Source organism: Methylobacterium sp. AMS5, assembly GCF_001542815.1.
GTDB lineage: Bacteria > Pseudomonadota > Alphaproteobacteria > Rhizobiales > Beijerinckiaceae > Methylobacterium.
Map to the genome: position 1 here is coordinate 74,099 of NZ_CP006993.1, position 14,663 is coordinate 88,761.

Annotated in this window: 22 protein-coding genes; 1 reads left to right on the top strand and 21 read right to left on the bottom strand. The window is 65.3% G+C overall.

Annotated features, from left to right (window positions below; translation table 11 throughout):
- Nucleotides 1–92 precede the first annotated feature (92 nt).
- Nucleotides 93–701 (top strand): hypothetical protein, encoded by a 609-nt coding sequence (locus Y590_RS24690; RefSeq protein WP_144440075.1) that lies wholly within the window; start codon nt 93–95, stop codon nt 699–701.
- Here the strand turns inward: Y590_RS24690 and Y590_RS24695 are convergent.
- The 21 genes from Y590_RS24695 to Y590_RS24795 form a co-directional block, all read right to left on the bottom strand.
- Nucleotides 698–1,045, bottom strand: a complete 348-nt coding sequence (locus Y590_RS24695) for a hypothetical protein (RefSeq protein ID WP_060772537.1) — start codon at nt 1,043–1,045, stop codon at nt 698–700. The genes Y590_RS24690 and Y590_RS24695 overlap by 4 nt on opposite strands.
- Nucleotides 1,045–1,326, bottom strand: coding sequence for a hypothetical protein (locus Y590_RS24700; protein ID WP_060772538.1), 282 nt, complete (start codon nt 1,324–1,326; stop codon nt 1,045–1,047). The genes Y590_RS24695 and Y590_RS24700 overlap by 1 nt, the downstream gene beginning before the upstream one ends.
- A gap of 69 nt (nt 1,327–1,395) precedes the next feature.
- Nucleotides 1,396–1,611: a hypothetical protein gene (locus Y590_RS24705; protein WP_060772539.1), complete on the bottom strand. Its 216-nt coding sequence runs from the start codon at nt 1,609–1,611 to the stop codon at nt 1,396–1,398.
- Between the two features lie 9 nt (nt 1,612–1,620).
- Nucleotides 1,621–1,869 carry a hypothetical protein gene (locus Y590_RS24710; protein ID WP_060772540.1) on the bottom strand — a complete coding sequence of 83 codons (249 nt, stop codon included), beginning with the start codon at nt 1,867–1,869 and terminating at the stop codon, nt 1,621–1,623.
- A gap of 604 nt (nt 1,870–2,473) precedes the next feature.
- Entirely contained in the window at nt 2,474–2,857 is a 384-nt protein-coding gene (locus Y590_RS24715) for a hypothetical protein (RefSeq protein WP_060772541.1), read from the bottom strand.
- Between the two features lie 14 nt (nt 2,858–2,871).
- Entirely contained in the window at nt 2,872–3,384 is a 513-nt protein-coding gene (locus Y590_RS24720; RefSeq protein ID WP_060772542.1) for a lytic transglycosylase domain-containing protein, read from the bottom strand.
- 308 nt (nt 3,385–3,692) lie between these two features.
- On the bottom strand, nt 3,693–4,307 hold the full coding sequence (locus Y590_RS24725) for a DUF1653 domain-containing protein (protein WP_060772543.1): 615 nt from the start codon (nt 4,305–4,307) through the stop codon (nt 3,693–3,695).
- Nucleotides 4,308–4,339: 32 nt separating this feature from the next.
- Nucleotides 4,340–4,540, bottom strand: coding sequence for a hypothetical protein (locus tag Y590_RS24730; RefSeq protein ID WP_060772544.1), 201 nt, complete (start codon nt 4,538–4,540; stop codon nt 4,340–4,342).
- The gene (locus Y590_RS24735) at nt 4,537–4,971 is read right to left on the bottom strand and encodes a hypothetical protein (protein WP_060772545.1); all 435 of its coding nucleotides are present in this window, start codon (nt 4,969–4,971) and stop codon (nt 4,537–4,539) included. The genes Y590_RS24730 and Y590_RS24735 overlap by 4 nt, the downstream gene beginning before the upstream one ends.
- Before the next feature lie 49 nt (nt 4,972–5,020).
- Nucleotides 5,021–5,593, bottom strand: a complete 573-nt coding sequence (locus tag Y590_RS24740; RefSeq protein WP_060772546.1) for a hypothetical protein — start codon at nt 5,591–5,593, stop codon at nt 5,021–5,023.
- A 74-nt stretch (nt 5,594–5,667) separates the two neighbouring features.
- Nucleotides 5,668–6,561: a hypothetical protein gene (locus tag Y590_RS24745; RefSeq protein WP_060772547.1), complete on the bottom strand. Its 894-nt coding sequence runs from the start codon at nt 6,559–6,561 to the stop codon at nt 5,668–5,670.
- Between the two features lie 142 nt (nt 6,562–6,703).
- Nucleotides 6,704–7,021 carry a hypothetical protein gene (locus tag Y590_RS24750; RefSeq protein ID WP_060772548.1) on the bottom strand — a complete coding sequence of 106 codons (318 nt, stop codon included), beginning with the start codon at nt 7,019–7,021 and terminating at the stop codon, nt 6,704–6,706.
- Between the two features lies 1 nt (nt 7,022).
- Nucleotides 7,023–7,316, bottom strand: a complete 294-nt coding sequence (locus Y590_RS24755; protein ID WP_060772549.1) for a hypothetical protein — start codon at nt 7,314–7,316, stop codon at nt 7,023–7,025.
- Nucleotides 7,300–7,869 carry a 3'-5' exonuclease gene (locus tag Y590_RS24760; RefSeq protein WP_060772550.1) on the bottom strand — a complete coding sequence of 190 codons (570 nt, stop codon included), beginning with the start codon at nt 7,867–7,869 and terminating at the stop codon, nt 7,300–7,302. Before Y590_RS24760 ends, Y590_RS24755 begins: the two co-directional genes overlap by 17 nt.
- On the bottom strand, nt 7,869–8,381 hold the full coding sequence (locus Y590_RS24765) for a 5' nucleotidase, NT5C type (RefSeq protein WP_060772551.1): 513 nt from the start codon (nt 8,379–8,381) through the stop codon (nt 7,869–7,871). Before Y590_RS24765 ends, Y590_RS24760 begins: the two co-directional genes overlap by 1 nt.
- A complete protein-coding gene (locus Y590_RS27500) occupies nt 8,378–8,737 on the bottom strand; it encodes a hypothetical protein (RefSeq protein WP_060772552.1) in 360 nt (119 codons plus the stop codon). Before Y590_RS27500 ends, Y590_RS24765 begins: the two co-directional genes overlap by 4 nt.
- A gap of 85 nt (nt 8,738–8,822) precedes the next feature.
- Complete coding sequence (locus tag Y590_RS24775; RefSeq protein WP_060772553.1) at nt 8,823–10,346, bottom strand: hypothetical protein; 1,524 nt, start codon at nt 10,344–10,346, stop codon at nt 8,823–8,825.
- Between the two features lie 82 nt (nt 10,347–10,428).
- The gene (locus tag Y590_RS24780) at nt 10,429–12,720 is read right to left on the bottom strand and encodes an ATP-binding protein (RefSeq protein ID WP_060772554.1); all 2,292 of its coding nucleotides are present in this window, start codon (nt 12,718–12,720) and stop codon (nt 10,429–10,431) included.
- A 105-nt stretch (nt 12,721–12,825) separates the two neighbouring features.
- Nucleotides 12,826–13,428: a hypothetical protein gene (locus Y590_RS24785; protein WP_060772555.1), complete on the bottom strand. Its 603-nt coding sequence runs from the start codon at nt 13,426–13,428 to the stop codon at nt 12,826–12,828.
- A 250-nt stretch (nt 13,429–13,678) separates the two neighbouring features.
- On the bottom strand, nt 13,679–14,353 hold the full coding sequence (dut, locus tag Y590_RS24790; protein ID WP_083530999.1) for a dUTP diphosphatase: 675 nt from the start codon (nt 14,351–14,353) through the stop codon (nt 13,679–13,681).
- The gene (locus Y590_RS24795) at nt 14,350–14,634 is read right to left on the bottom strand and encodes a hypothetical protein (protein ID WP_060772556.1); all 285 of its coding nucleotides are present in this window, start codon (nt 14,632–14,634) and stop codon (nt 14,350–14,352) included. Before Y590_RS24795 ends, dut begins: the two co-directional genes overlap by 4 nt.
- Nucleotides 14,635–14,663: the final 29 nt, after the last annotated feature.

Here is a 14,663-nt window from a genome sequence, read left to right on the forward strand (position 1 = left end):
AGCACACACCTGGGCACGTATGGGGATTGGTCTCGATGGCTGAAGTGGGTCACATTGAGTTCGAGGCCGCTGTCGATCGGATGAAGCTCAGGTTGAACCTGGCTGCCGCCGACGTCGTGCGGGAGATGGGTGGACAGTTCAATCCGGACGCCATGGTGCGGCAGGCTTCCCAAAGCCTCGACGAGGCCGCGCGCGAGCTTCTCATGTTCGGCGGCGACCTCTGGCCCTACGGCGAGGAGTCCCCTCCCCCGCTCTCCTATGCGGACAACATCATCCCTTTCGCCAAACGCTCCGCGCGATCCGCCCTAACTAGGACCCGCGCGGCTGCCGGCGCCGTGGCCCGCAGCGTCGTGGTGATCGCCGGCATCCTCGTGCTGGCCGCGGCGACGACGGACAAGGTGAATCTGCCCGGCATGCCGGCAGTGGCCGCCTACATCTACTCCAAGAACCCCGATCCGCAGCTCGTCCGCTACGTCGAGCACAAGGGCAAGTTCATGCGGGTCGAGGCGCGCCGCGTGCCCGGCGAGCCCTTCGACGTTCTCCACATCACCGACATTCGCCCGAGCGAGGAAGCGGTCGCCCTCGACCTCGTGGCCGACCCGTTCGAGACCGACACCACGGTCGCGGGCGGCGACGTTCCGGGTTTCGACGGCAAAGGGCGTCGGCTCGCGCCCGACGCCCTAACCGCGAACCAGAGCTAGAACATGCCCCACATATCCGCCCAGTCCGGGTCCTTGGCCTGCTTGTAGGCCGCGGCTCCACTGGGCGCAGGTGTCTCGGGCGCCGCAGGTTTCTGCGCTTCGCCCTTTCGCCCGTTCGCTGCTTCGACCAGACGCTCCACGTAGCCGGCGAGCGCCTTGCGGGCCCGACGATACTGAGGCGGGGTCATGCGGTCGTCGTAGAGCGGGAGCTTGGCGTTGATGTCGGCAAGGAAGCCGGCGTCCGGACCGTCGCCGAACCCCTCCCCTGCCAGGCGTTTGATCGCCCGCTTCACCGCCTCGTCGTTGCGCTCCAGGAGCGCGAGGATCGTCTCCGACGTGTGCATCAGCGGCCCTCCCACATCGCCTTGAGTTTCGCCACGCCGGCCTTGGCTTCGTCGTGGTCGTATTTCGGGTGGCGCTTCCAGAACTCCAGCTTCTTCTCGCACATGGTCAGCTCGACCCGTGCGCGCCGCTGCTCCTCACGGTCCTTGGTCGACTTCGCGATGAAGTCGAGCATGAGGTAGTTCTCGTAGTGGCGCAGATAGGCTTTGGTGCCGTTCATGCGCCACACGTCAATCTTGACGCCTTCGCCGCTCTTGTTGTCGGCGTAGAAGATCGCAGCCATTGCTGTTCTCTCGTCTTGTTTCGACTGAGAGAAGATCGCACGCAGAACTCGGCGTGTCGGTTGGCGCGTCTAGGAGGATGTGAAGCCCGCGTGTCGGAAGGCCGGGTGTTCCATGCCGGTCGTAGCTGTGGCGTGGTGAACCTGCTCGACGCTCTCGATCTTCGGGCAGCCATGCATGGTCGAGGCGGCCCGCTGGACGTTCGTGCCGGCGACCTCGGCCGACGGCGCCTCGACCACGACGACGTGCGTGTGGCCAAGGCGCGAAAGGGTGACGCGGTAGCGCATGATTCCCTCCTACTCGTCGTAGAGCTCGACCGCGAACACCGCGTCCAGGTCGATGAAGGTGCGCTGCGGCTCGGTCGTGGCCCGGCCGCTGGTGTCGGACGGCTCCTCGATCACGAGCACCGGACCGGCCTGGGTCGCGATCAGCCGATGGGCGCCGGCGTGCTTACCGGCCAGCGTCGTGACCTCGATGTGGTAGCCCTCGCCCTCCTGGCGCTTCTCGATCTCGGCGATGATCGCCTTGAATTTGACCGCGTGCATGTCGCCCTCTCGCTCGGTAGCGATTTCGCTACCCTCACAAAAGGACGGGCGCCCAAGCCGTTAAGCCTGGGCGCCCGCGAAAGGTATGAGAGACAGGTGGTGTCCCGATTTCGACTCAGCGCCCTCGGGACCACGGACGGAGCGTCTGGTGCTGCCCTTCCCTCCCCTTGACGTGGGCGATCTCCGGCTGGGTTAAGGTCGTCAGCATCGACCCGCTGTTCAGCGATTCTTGGCGCAATCTCTGCCGGCCCCTCACGGGGATTCACGTTGGCGATCGCGTTGCCTGGCCCTGTGCTCGGGCCCTGTGCCTCCGTTCGAGGCGGGCTGTCGATTTCGTGCGGCAGGCTCACCGAGGCTGCAATGTCCTCGTCTCTCGCCTTGTGGGGCCGCTATCGTAACTGGGTGATGCCGTCAGGCGCTGGTCAGAACTTCATGACGATCTCCTTTGCGTCTCGTGTTGTCGCGCTACACGTCACTGCCGAAGCTCAGTGTGTCTCTTGCGCGCTCGCTGTCGCTGTTGACTTAGACAAGATGCACTGACGAACGAGGGTAAGCTACTCGCTCATCAATGGTATCTCGCGTTCGCTAAACCGCCCTTCCGCTGTTAGGCGGCGACGGGCATCGGGACCGACGTCGGGGCGGCGTAGGGCACGCTCACCGAGACGAAGGTGTAGAGGGTGCGCGGATCGACGGCCTTCGCCTTGTCCGCGGCCTTGGCCTGGCGCGCTTCGAGCGCGTCGACCACGGTGCGCAGATCGGCGGGGCGGCCGACGTTGGCGACGAAGGCGCCCGGCTGGCCGGCGAGGAACTGACCGAGGAAGCCGATCTGCACGCTCTGCACGGTGCCCTTGACCTCGCCGTCGGTGCAGCTGACGGTCACGTCCTCGTTCTGACGGACGTTCACGAAGGCTTCGGTGCCGAGGAGCAGGTCGTAGAGGCCCATGCCGTTGGTGACGGAAGCCTTGGGCGCGTTCACGGTGATGTTCATGTGGTCTTTCGCTTTCAGAGGGAGGCGGTGCGCATGATCTTGCGACCATACGCAGTGCAGGACGGGCGAGCGCCGATCCCGCGGTTATACAGGGAGACACCAGCGCAGCCGGCCCCTCCCCGATTGATGGCCGCGCGCAGGTAGCGCATCGCGCCCCTGATGTTGTCGCGGCAGTTGAAGACGTTCCGCACGCCCATCGCCCGAGCGGTGCCACGGGTGAGCTGGCCGGCGCCCGAGGCCGACGAGTGCGGATTCTTGGCGCGGCAGTTGTAGCCGCTCTCGATCTTGATGACGGCGTGGGCGAGCCGGTTGGGGACGCCGGCCGCGGCCGCTTCCTGGCTGACGATCTGCTGGACCGAACCGCCCTCGGCCTGGCCGGTGAGACGGTTGAGGCGGGTGTTGATCCCGTGAACCGGCGCTTCCACACGACCGAGCAGGCGGTCGAAGAAGCTGTCCTGGGCCTGGGCCCCGGTGGCTGCGGTCAAGGTCGTCAATGCGACCAGGGCCGCGCTCATCGTAAGGCGCATGGCCTTCTCCTTGTTGCTCTCCAGTGCGCTCAGTAAGTCAGCGCTGACTGATTATAGCAGTGCGCGCTTGGCGTTTTCAAAGCGATCGACACAGACCGGACTCAGAGGCGGCGTGGAATGCGCGACGTTGCTCTGTGAGACGCGCGAACGCTTTCGAGCATCGCTGATGCGTCGCGAGCGAACCGACGCTGTGCGAGCTTCTGAGAGCGTCGCAGATCGCGTCCTAGCGAGAGAGCGAAGTCGCTGTTTCGCGAAACGCAAAAGCCCCGCACGAGGGCGGGGCTTAGGGTCGTCAGCAGGGGAGGGCGCTAGGTGATTCCGAGCGCCCGATTGGCGTAGCTCAGGATGCGAGCCTGCCGGTCGGCGTCGGGCGGGTTCTTGGCCTCGTAGCGGATGACTTCGAGGACCTGGCGCACATCGTCGAGCGGGATCGGGTCGGTGCTCGGACCCTCGACCTCGATCATCTCCTCAAACAGACCTTCCGACAGCATGCGAACCACGCCGAGCAGCCGGCGCCAGTTGGGGTTCTGATCCATCCAGCGCTCCGGGGAGGGGCCCTTCTCCTCCAGCTCGATCGCCCGCGTCACGAGCCGCGCCAGCGAACCCAGGCCCGAGGAATCGTCCTTGTAGCCCTCATGCCGGAACTGCGGCCCGCCGACGTAGCGGAAGCGCTCGGCCTTGCCGTCCTCACCGACGAGATCGAGGAAGCCGGGCCACTGGTTCTCGGGGCTGAACGCCAGCGAGCGAATCCAAGCATCGTCGCCCTCACCCACGAACGGCTGGTAGACCACGAGCGGCTCCAGGGTCTCGCTGTGTCGGCCGACGGTCAGCACGGTGTAGAGATCGCCCGTCCTGAAATGCTGCCAGATCGAACCGTTGCCGGGCGCGTGGTCTGGAATGGGCGGAAGCTGCTTGACCGACAAGAGATTTCTCCTTTCGCTAAGTCGCTGGGTGGCTATTTCGTGAAGACCAGGGTCCGGAAGACCTCGATCTCGGCGATGGCCGCTTCCATCCGCATCTTTGCCTCGGAGGAGAGGTCATTCATCTCCTGCGGGTCTTCCTCGTCGGTGAGGCTGCGCAGGGAAAGGATGGCGTTGTTGCACTGCCGGATGGCAGCGAGCCGGCGCTTCTCGCGCTCCTTCTGAGCGTCTGTCACTCCGGCCGCTCCCAGTGCTTGATCGCCGCGTCGCCGATCAGCAGCGCGACCGAGCCGACCAGAACGTCGGACATGGCGACGAGGCCGTTGGGCTGTCGCGTCACAAGGCCGGACCGGAGCATCGCCGAGGCCCAGAGCTTCGTGGCGATCATGTTGACCGGCCGACCCTCGACCTTGCCGTCCTCGTTGCAGAAGCAGCGGCAGGCCTGCGGCTCGGTGATGATCGGCTGCGGCATCAGCTTCCGGACGCTCGCCTCGTCGGCGTAGGTCAGAAGCGCGATGTCCAGCTCGATCGTGTCGAAGCTGGCGACCGGCTCGATGTAGCCGTCGACCGCCTTCTGAAGCTGGCCGAGATAGGGCTCGCCGTCGAGCGTGTCCTCGACCGTCACGCGGTTGTCGGGGTGGATGATGATGACGTGGCCGCTGGGCATCTTGCTTCGCTCCTTCGCTTTTAGGCTGTTTCGCTAAATCGCGGCGTCGCTACTCTGCGAGGATCGCGGCGATGCGCTTGAACTTGTCGAGCGACACCGAGCCGATGCGCTCGACGTGAACGGTCCGGTTCGGCTGGATGCGGCCGTTGATGCCGTGCCCGTGCAGCCGGAGCTCCTCGTCGTCGGAGCTGCGCTCTGTGCGGAAGCCGAGGGCTTGAAGCTCGGGCTCCTGCGCCACAATCCAGGACTTCTGCTCCAGGTGGGCGGCGTAGTGCTCGCGTCGGTTCGCGAGAGCCCCGACCGACGCATCGAGAATCCGCTTCTGGACCTCGCGCACGATACGCTCGACGGGTCGGGTGATGTCGAATTTGCCGTGGGCGCACCGATACTCGTCGCCCATCGGCATGTAGGGGTAGTAGGGAATCTCGTCCGGGAAGACGCCGATCTGAACGCGGCTCCCGCAGTTCCCGCAGTTCGTCTGCTCGGCGACCCGCACGCGATCCTTCCCGATCAGGAAGGACATGCTCCAATGATGACCGAAACCCTCGTCCTTCCGGAGATCGGTGCCGCCCAGGTCGATACAGAGCGCAGCGACGAACTCCATGAACTGCTTCTCTTCCATCGCTCTTTCGCTCCTTCGCTGTGTGGCTGTTTCGCGATGTAGCGAAGGCGGGGATTGCTCCCCGCCCTCGTGACTTAGAGGCTCATGAGGATCTTGAGCGCCGCGGCGAGCACGCTCTTGTCGTGGAGCTTGATCTTGTTGCCCGAGCGCACCGCGATCTTGAGCGCGGGGAACAGCGCCATCATCTGCCCCGACTGCGAGCGCGCGGTGCCCTCGCCGAGCCCCGTCGCCTTGAGGGCGTTCGTGAGCTCCACGCCCGTCATCTCGCCGCCCGGAGCGGCAGCCAGGGCCCGGAAGGCGATCTGCGTGTAGGTCGAGGGCAGACGCTCGTTGGCGACGCTCACGAGGAGATTCTCGAACTTCTCGCGGACCTTCTTCTGCGCGGGGCAGGCGGCGATCACGGCGGCCTTGTGGGCGGCGAGATCGGCCGGCGCCTCGCCGTCGGTGAGGACGAAGATCTCGGCCGGCAGGTCGTTGAGGCCCTGGCGCACGCGGCCGGTGCCGGCGCTCGTCTTCTTGACCGCCTTCGCGGGCTTGGCAGCCGCGGCAGTCGCAGCGGCATCGGCGTCGAGGCTGGTGTCGTCGGCCGGCTGCTCGGCGTAGATCGCGTCGCGCTGCTCCTCGACCTCGATCTCCGCGCCGATCGCGTCGGCCAGGTCCTCGGTCACTTCGGTCTCCGGCGTGTCGGTGCCGCTCGCGACGATCGCCTCGTCGTCGCCGCCCTCGATCTCGGTCGCTTCCATCGAGACGGTCTCGGTGTCGGCCGCAGCCTCACCGGCCTCGATCATCTCCTCGACGGGCTCCTCGACGACCGGCTCCTCTCGGACCTCGGTCTGCTCGGGCGCGGCGTCGGCGACGGCCTCGATCTCCTGGATGTCGCCCTCGTCGATGTCGAGGTCGGCGAGGAGCAGGTCGATGTCGGCGTTCTGATCGACGTTGAGCGCGGCAGTGTTCGTGTTGACGTCCATTGTATGTCTTCCCTCTGTGTGAGCGCTGTGTGCTGCGCTGTGCTGTTGACTATTACGTTATAGCTTCAGCAACTCGGCGTGTCGGCTGGAACACAATGGAAGACCAGCGGCTTTCGTGCTTCGCTAAACCGCTGGATCGCGACTAGGCGACGACGCGCAGGTAGGGCGCGTGCTTCGGCTTCACCTTCGACGGCGGACGGTAGCCGGCGCCGACCGGGGCAGGGCGGTTCTCGGGGCACCAGGGATGGGGCATCGCCGCGGTCGGGAAGACCATGCGCTGGCGCTCCATCTTGTCGTGGAGCTTGGTCTCGCCGGCCCGCAGCAGCTCGAAATCGCCGGCCTTGCCGTCGAGCTGGTAGAAGGTGATGCGGCTCGCATCGAACTCGGCTCGGCTGACGCCCGGCTCCTCGTTCGCGTTGAACTGCGCGAGGGTCAGATTGTCGTTCACACCCACGAACATGCTAACTCACCACTGACTGATTGTTGGAGGGACGGGTCTGCGGGCGCAGGTTGCCCAGAAGACCCATGACGACGACGCCGAGCTGCGCCACGATCCACATCGGGATGCCGATCACGATGAAGCCGGCGATGAAGCAGAGCACCAGGAAGGCGAATCCGAACAGGCGCAGAAACTCGGCCGGGGCGTTCCAGACGCCGCGCTCGAAGCCGAGCCAGACCGAGTTCAGGTAGCTCGGGTTGGGAGCGCCTTCGAGGCCGCGCAGCGCGCGGGTCTTGAACTTACGCGGCTGCCGCAAGGTCGATCTCCGTCGTGTCGAAGGGGAGGGTGAAGCTCTGCCAGCGAACGCCCTTGAAGAAGCAGGCCATCATGACCTCGACGTCGTAGTCGGCCGCGTGAGCGGCGCCGGTGCTGTAGGGGACGTCGAAGGCCGCGCAGAGCTTGCCGAGGTTCGGGACCGAACCCTCGGGCGTCGCGCAGCGGCCCTCAAGCATGGTGTCGAACCAGGGCGTCTTGATCTCGGTGAGGCCGATCCGCTTCAGCTCGTAGTTGGTGAAGGGCGCATCGAAGCCATCGCCGTTGTGGGCGACGATCAGATCGGCGTCGGAGAGGCGCTTGTGAACCTCGGGCGCGACGTCCTTCCAGACCGGGCAGCCGGCAAGATCCGAGATCGAGATCTTGTGGACCTTCTGCGCTGCCGCGTCGATCGCGCGCTGCGGATTGATCCGCTGCACGTAGCGGTCGATCAGCTTCTCGGTGCGCAGATCGTAGGTCAGCAGCGCGACCTCGATGATGCGGTGATCGCCGGGCGCGAGGCCCGTCGTCTCGGTGTCGTAGCCGACGACCTTCATCACGCGGCGCTCCGGATGCTGTAGTCGCGGTGGCCGCGCCAGGCGTGCATCAGCTGCGCCATCGTCTCCTCGAAATCGTGGTTCTCGTGCTGGATCGCGATGCCGCCCATCGCCGTCCAGGCGTCGCAGTTGCGGTCCCAGTCGTCGATCAGGATGTCGCCGGGCGCGTGCATGAACAGCGGCTTGTTCTTGCCGCCCATGACCGGCAGGACCGTCACGTTGGCGCCCAGGTGCTCCCGGACCCACTCGCGCTTCTGGAGCGCGACGCGCTGGTAGTCGGAGCGCGGGCAGGCCGTCAGGATGATCGGCTCCATGTCGGCGATCTGCCGGTAGAACTCCAGCGCGCCGGGGCAGACCGGCATGTCGCGGAAATAGGTCCCGTGACCCGTGATCTTGGCCCACATATCGTTGTCGAGCATCGACTTGTGGTCGACGCCGAACAGCGCCGGGAAATGCGCGTCGAAATCGGCCATCACGCCGTCGAGATCGAGGTAGAGGCGGCGGGTCGTCATTGCGGTGCGTGCTCCTTCAGTTCCTGACGGGCGCGGTAGATGAGCTGGGCGATGTCCCAGTCCACGAGCCCGGACACGGTGTCGTAGATGCCGTCCACGATGCACCAGAGCTCCCGCCCGGTGATCTGGCCGTCCGAGAATCGCAGCTGGGCGTCGGCGAGTGTGCCTAAAGCCTTGCGCGTGATCTCGTCTTTCATTGTCGCCCATTCGCTTTTCAGCGGCTTCGCGGGTTCGCGCTTGGGCGATCTGAGTTTCGTGGCGAGCTCCCGGAGCAGCCCCGAGGCGGGGTTGTCGGGCCTCAGTCGGTCCAGGGCCTTCGCCCCGGCCTCACAAGCGATTGCGTGACGCTCGCTCATTCATCCTCTCAATGTGCAAACGCTCTCGCGTCACTCTGTTATAGCGACGCGAGAGCGGCAGTTCAGTCAGTGCTGACTGGTTTCTTTAGGCAGCCTTCAGGTGCTTCGAGAGGGCCTTGCGGCACATCTTGAGCTCCTTCTCGATCTCCCGCAGCGACTTGCCGGCCTTGTGGAGCTCGGTCGCCTTGAGGAGCTTCTCGGCGTAGGTGAGCACCGTGCTGACCTCGGCCGGGGCAGGGGCCTTCTGGGCGAACGCCGGCTTGGCGACCTTCTTCGGCTTCGACTTGCGCTTGGGCGCGTTGACGATCTCCTTCACCAGGCTGTTGGTGATGGCGAAGTCGCCGAACTTCTTGGTGCGCAGCACCAGGCGCCCGGTCTTGCCGTCGTCACGGGTGGCCGCGACCTCGTAGTCGCCGTCGTCCAGCTTCTTCGAGCCCCTGATCCGCACCCAGTTGCCGGGGATCGCACGATCCCAGGCCGTCTGCGCCTTGGGCTTCTCGGGCACCACCGGCGCCGGGGCAGGGGAGGGCGCAGCCTCGGTGCCCTTCAGCTCCTCGCCGAGCTTGGCCTTGACCGCCTTGGCGTCGATCTTGGGCCGCTCCTCGATCTTGCGAACCGGGTTGAGCGCGGCCGGCAGACCAGGAGCGGCGCCGGTCTGAGTGACGGTGAGCGCGGTCTCCTTGTCCTTCACGAAGGAGCCGCCCACGACGACCTCTTCGAGCACACCGACGTGATTGCCGGCGACGACGTTGGCGACGATGCCCCGCGCCTCCTTGGCAGTCAGCGCTGACTTATACTCCGAGACAGCCTTGTGAGCGGAGCCGTCGAGCAGCGCGACCAGGTGGTAGGCCGAGCAGCGCATCTTGCCGCCGTTGTAGTTCTCCGGGATCGCGATGACGTCGGCGGGATCGACCTTCACCAAGAAGACGGAATCGCCATACTGGCCGTAGCTCGCCGAGCAGACGTGCAGGCCGGAGCCGCACTGCGCACGGTCGACGCGGATCTTGTCGAGCGGCATCGAGACGCGCGAGCCGAGACGCTGCATAACCCGGCCGGTGTGATGGTCGGCGAAGGTGTCGGGGCCCTTCTTGTCGAGGAACTTGTAGAGGACGATGCAGCCGTCGTCGGCGATCGGCAGATCCATCTTCTTCACGAAGGCGAGGAGCTCGTCCGCGGTGTGCTTGTGGTCGAGACGAGCGAAGCGCTCCAGGAACCGGGTGAGGCTGGTGCCGCCGTTCATCGCGGTGTCCTCGATCGCCTTCTCCAGCGCCGAAGCGTCCTCGATCTTGACGCCGGCAGCGGTCGAGATCGCGAGCTTGGAGACGCCGTTCTCGACCTTCTCCTCGACCGTGACCGCGCCGCCCGTGACCTCGGCGATGCGCTTGGCGAGGCTGAACTGGTCGAGGTCGATCTCGATGCAGGCGCTCAGATCACTGCCGGACGCAGCAGCTTCGGCCGTCGCCTTGGCGAGCGGCACGAGCACCGCGTCCAGAATCGCCGCAGTGCGCCAGCTCTCCTGGCCGAACACCTGGCTCTTGCCGTCGGACGTGAAGAGAGTCACGCCGTTCTTGGAGACGATCGCTCCGGAAACGCAGATCTTGTTGCTCACTTGCTGTTCTCCTTGCGGGAAATGTAACGCTGACCCAACTGTTCAGCGAAATCGAGGAAGTCTTCGCGCTGCGTCTGGGTCATCATGAGGAACTTCGACTTGTCGAAGACTTCCAGCAATCCCAGGTGCTCGACGCGGGTCTGAAGAGGCTCCCGTCCTTGAAGCCGGTGGCCTCAAGCTCGCAGACGATGTTGCGGTATTCCTCAACGAGCTTGAGGATCTCGGTGGACTCGGACTTGTCGAGATGGTCCGAGGAAGCCCAGCGCTGATGCAGGACGGTCTTCGCCATCAGCCACCAGGTCCAGGCGTCGTCGCGATCCGCGTCGTCGGTGTAGGGCTCACGCACAGCGGCGTGAGCGAAGCGACGCGAATGGGCGATCATCATGCCGGCGAGCTCCGAACCCATCTTGCTCGGGTTCGAGGCGAGCAGCGCCAGCTTCACGTAGAGGGCCTCGTAGGGCTTGTTCAGCGCGAGCCGGGCGCGGAGCTTCTCCAGGACCAGCGTTTCCAGACGCGGGATGTTCTGGCCCTGCAAAAAGTCCATGTCGGACCGCTTCCAAATCATTGCTACCTCGCCGATGTGCTTCTTGATGAGATCCAATACCAAATGCGCGTTGGGCGGCTGTCGGGTCAGGTAAAACGCGGGCTTGTAGTCGACAGATGTTGCCTTCACGCCGAAGTAGGCGGCCGGCATGAAGATGCGGGGAGAGACGTGGCACTCGCGGGTCGCGTAGAGCGTGATATCGTCCTTCGAGTAGGTCTCGCGGTCGCGATACTGGTCCCACGAAAGCTTGATGAAGCGAGGCGGGCAGGGCGGTCCGAACTGCTCCTTCGGCTTCTCGGCCTCGGGAATCACCTTCACAGCCGGCTTGAGGTCGATGACCTCGATGCCGAGCTTCTTCCCCTGCTCCAGAATGACCTTGCGCTGGCTCTCCTTGAGCTTGCCGATCAGGATGTAGCCGCGCTCGGCCTTCCTCGCCTCGATCTTGTTCTGGGCGAGGAAGATGCGGGGCTTCCGCCAGCGGCCGTGAAAGCTGTAGGTGCGGTCCCGGTCGGGCTTGTTGGCCGCAATGGGCTTCTCGCGCTGCGTCACCTTGATGTGCAGGAGCTTCAGCACGTCGGCCTTGGTCGCGAGCCGCGCCACCGAGCGCTTGGCGTATTCGGTGGCGTCCCGCTCGAACGAGAAGCCCCGGCCGTGCTTGTGGCTCGCGATCTGCCGCAGGCCCCTCCGGCGATGCTTCATCGTGCCGAGGAAGATCTTCGCCTGCTCGCGCTCGGAGAAGCCGCGATTCGACATCACGTAGAGGGCGTAGCCGCGCGCGATCGCCTCGATGCCGGTGAGGAGCTTCTCGTTCTCGTTCTGCGCCTCGATATAGACCTTCTCGGCCGGCAGCTTGTTGCGCTTGGCGTCCTTGTAGGCCTCCTTCAGGAAGCCCTTCAGGTAGTGGTTCACCCGACCCTGGCAGCGGCCGACGACGCCTGCCAGCACCTTCTTGAGCGTGCCGACCGTCTGATCGTTGTAGGACAACGCCTCGCGCGAGGGTGTGACCGAGATCGAGGACGGCGGGGCGTAGATGATGAAGGAGCGGTTGTTGAAGGTCATATCGCGCAGCCGCGAGATGTAGGCTTGAAGCTCCTCGTGCGTGTCCAGCGGGTAGAGAACGTTGGCGTAGAGGACCTGGACCTTCGCGATGTTGCGGCGCGACAGGTAGCCGAGGCCGAAGCCGTTGCGCTTGAGCTCCGTGTAGTCGGGCGCGCTGAGACGCTCGCCGTTGAGGTCGACGACCATGCCGCCTTCCTGAACGACCTGCTTGAGCGCGCTCTCGATCTTGTCGCGCATGCCGACGGCCAGCGGCACCGAGACCGTCAGGCCGGTCCCATCGGTGCGCGACTTCATCATGACCTTGGCGCCGGGCGTGCCGTTCGTGGTCGGGTCGCCGACGTGCATCGCGTAGAGGGTCGAGATGCCCTGGTGACGCGAGATCACGGTGAAGTGGTCGGAGATCGCGAACGGGGCCTTGGAGCCGAGGCCGAAGCCGCCCGTCTGGTTGTCCTGGCCCTCCTTCGTCGAGGCGAAGAGGGTGCAGTAGATGTCGGCGATGCGGTCGTCGGCGATGCCGGGGCCCTGGTCCTCGACGATCAGCTCGTCGTCCGAGAGCGTCACCTTGACCGGCTCGCTCTCCTTGCCGACCATCGCGTGCGCGTCGATGGCGTTGCAGACGATCTCTCGGACCGCGGCACGCTCCTTGTCGCGGTAGAGGCTGTCGGACATGATCTTGAAGGCCGCAGCAGACGCCTTCACCTGGAAGGCGTGCGTCTTGCCGCCTCCGATGATGACGTGGCTGTCCGGCTCAGTGACGTGGGTCACTTGCATGGGCGCGTCTCTCGCTCTCTGTGTGTGCGCTGCGCGTCTCAGTCAGCGCTGACTGACTTGTTATAGCGACAAAATCGCGGCGTTTCAGTCAGCGCTGAGTGATTTTTAATGGAGCGACAAGGACGCCTTCTCCTCGCCCCACTCCTTCATCGAGCGGACGATGACCTCGGTGCAGTCCTTGGCCCGGTCCTCCAGATCCGTCCGGAAGATGTGGGCCACGTTGGCGTGGTCGATCATCATCGCCAGGCCCTCGCAGACCATCTGGTGATGCCACTGGTAGCCGAGGTTCGCCGGCGCCTTGCCCTCGGCCTCCTCGTAGAAGGGGAGGGGACGCAGGATCAGCACCGTGTCGAAGAACTGGTCGGTCAGGTGGACGGCCCGATCGACGTAGGCCTTGACCCGCTCACCCAGCTCCGCGTGATCGTGCATGCGGATGTCGGCGAGCAGGTAGCCGGCGAGACACAGCGGCGTCCGGTCGGTGATCGCCGGCCGTGGCAGCTTGCGCATCATCTCCTCGTAGTGATCGAGGTAGGCCTCCTGCGCGTCGATGCGGACGGAGAAGGGGAGGGTGGGGTCGACGAGGTTGAAGCCCTTCTCCTTCATGATCTCGGCCGTGTTGAACGTGTGGTAGTGAAGGCTCAGGCCTTCCGAGAGCAGCCGGCAGAGCGTGGACTTGCCGGTGCGGCTCGCTCCTGCGAATCCGAACATGGTAAACCTTTGTATGGCTTGTAGAATTTCCCAAACCGCTTGGTTTGGATGAAGCGATTGACGGGCGTGAAGTCCTGCTCCCCGCCCGTCTTCGACGAGACGCGGGCGACCTCGACCTCGATCACACGCTGAAGACCGCACACCGTCTGTTTGCGGCGCACGGTCTCCAGTCGGTCGATGCGGACGAGCCGAAGCTCGTCCGTGTGACGTGGGTAGAGGTCGCGCCAGATCTGACCGACGCGAACCGGGGTCACGCGGCGTTACCCTTCACGATGGCCGCAGCGGCTTCCTCGGGCTCGGCTTCGAGCCACTTGGTCCCGAGGCCACCCGGCAACGCAACGAACTCAGCAGCGCGATTATCGCAGCGACGCGCGAGCATGCCGCCCGGTCGCATCTGCTCGCGGATCACGTCGCCGACGAGACCCCGCGACGCGCCGTCGGCAGCGCGAAGGATGCCGCCCGAGGCGAACCCGCCGACGCCGGTTGAACCGAACCCACCGGTGCCGCGCTCCGTCTCGTCGAGCTCCTCGACCTCATCGAAGATCGCGCGGTAGACAGGCACGATCACGCCCTGCGCGATGCGGTCGCCGGGCTTGACCACGAACTGCTGGTGCGTGGTGTTGTGGATCACGACACCGATGCCGCCGCGGTAGTCCGCGTCGATCACGCCCGGCCCGTTGTGGACGGTGATGCCGGACTTGGCCGACAGGCCGGAGCGCGGGCAGACCAGCAGCGCCAGGCTCGCCGGCAGGGCGATCGCGATGCCGGTCGGGAACAGCTTGTGCTCGCCGGGCGCCACGACGCTCGCATGCGGGATGTCGGCGTGCAGATCCATACCGGCCGCGAAGTCGGAGCCGTAGACGGGCAGGATCGCGGTCTCGGTGAGACGCTTCACCTGGAGACGGAAAGGGGCGACGGCGTTCAAGCGGCTTCTCCGACGATGATCTTGGCGCGCTGCTCGGCGGCCTTGAGGGCGAAATCACTGCCGGCGAGGACGGCTTCCTCGTCGGTGTCGAAGGGGCCGTGCAGGACCACCTTCATCTTGGTGCCGATGTCAGCGAGTGTGACCTCGGGCATGAAGAAGAAGTAGAAGCCCGCGGGCTGCTCCTCTCCTTGCGGGACCTCGGTGATCTGGACGGGGACACGGGCGAACGTCGCGCCCGTGCCCTCATCGACCAGCTCAACGAACTCGGTTCTCGTGCTCATTGAACCCTCGTTAGTCAGTAGTGACTGAA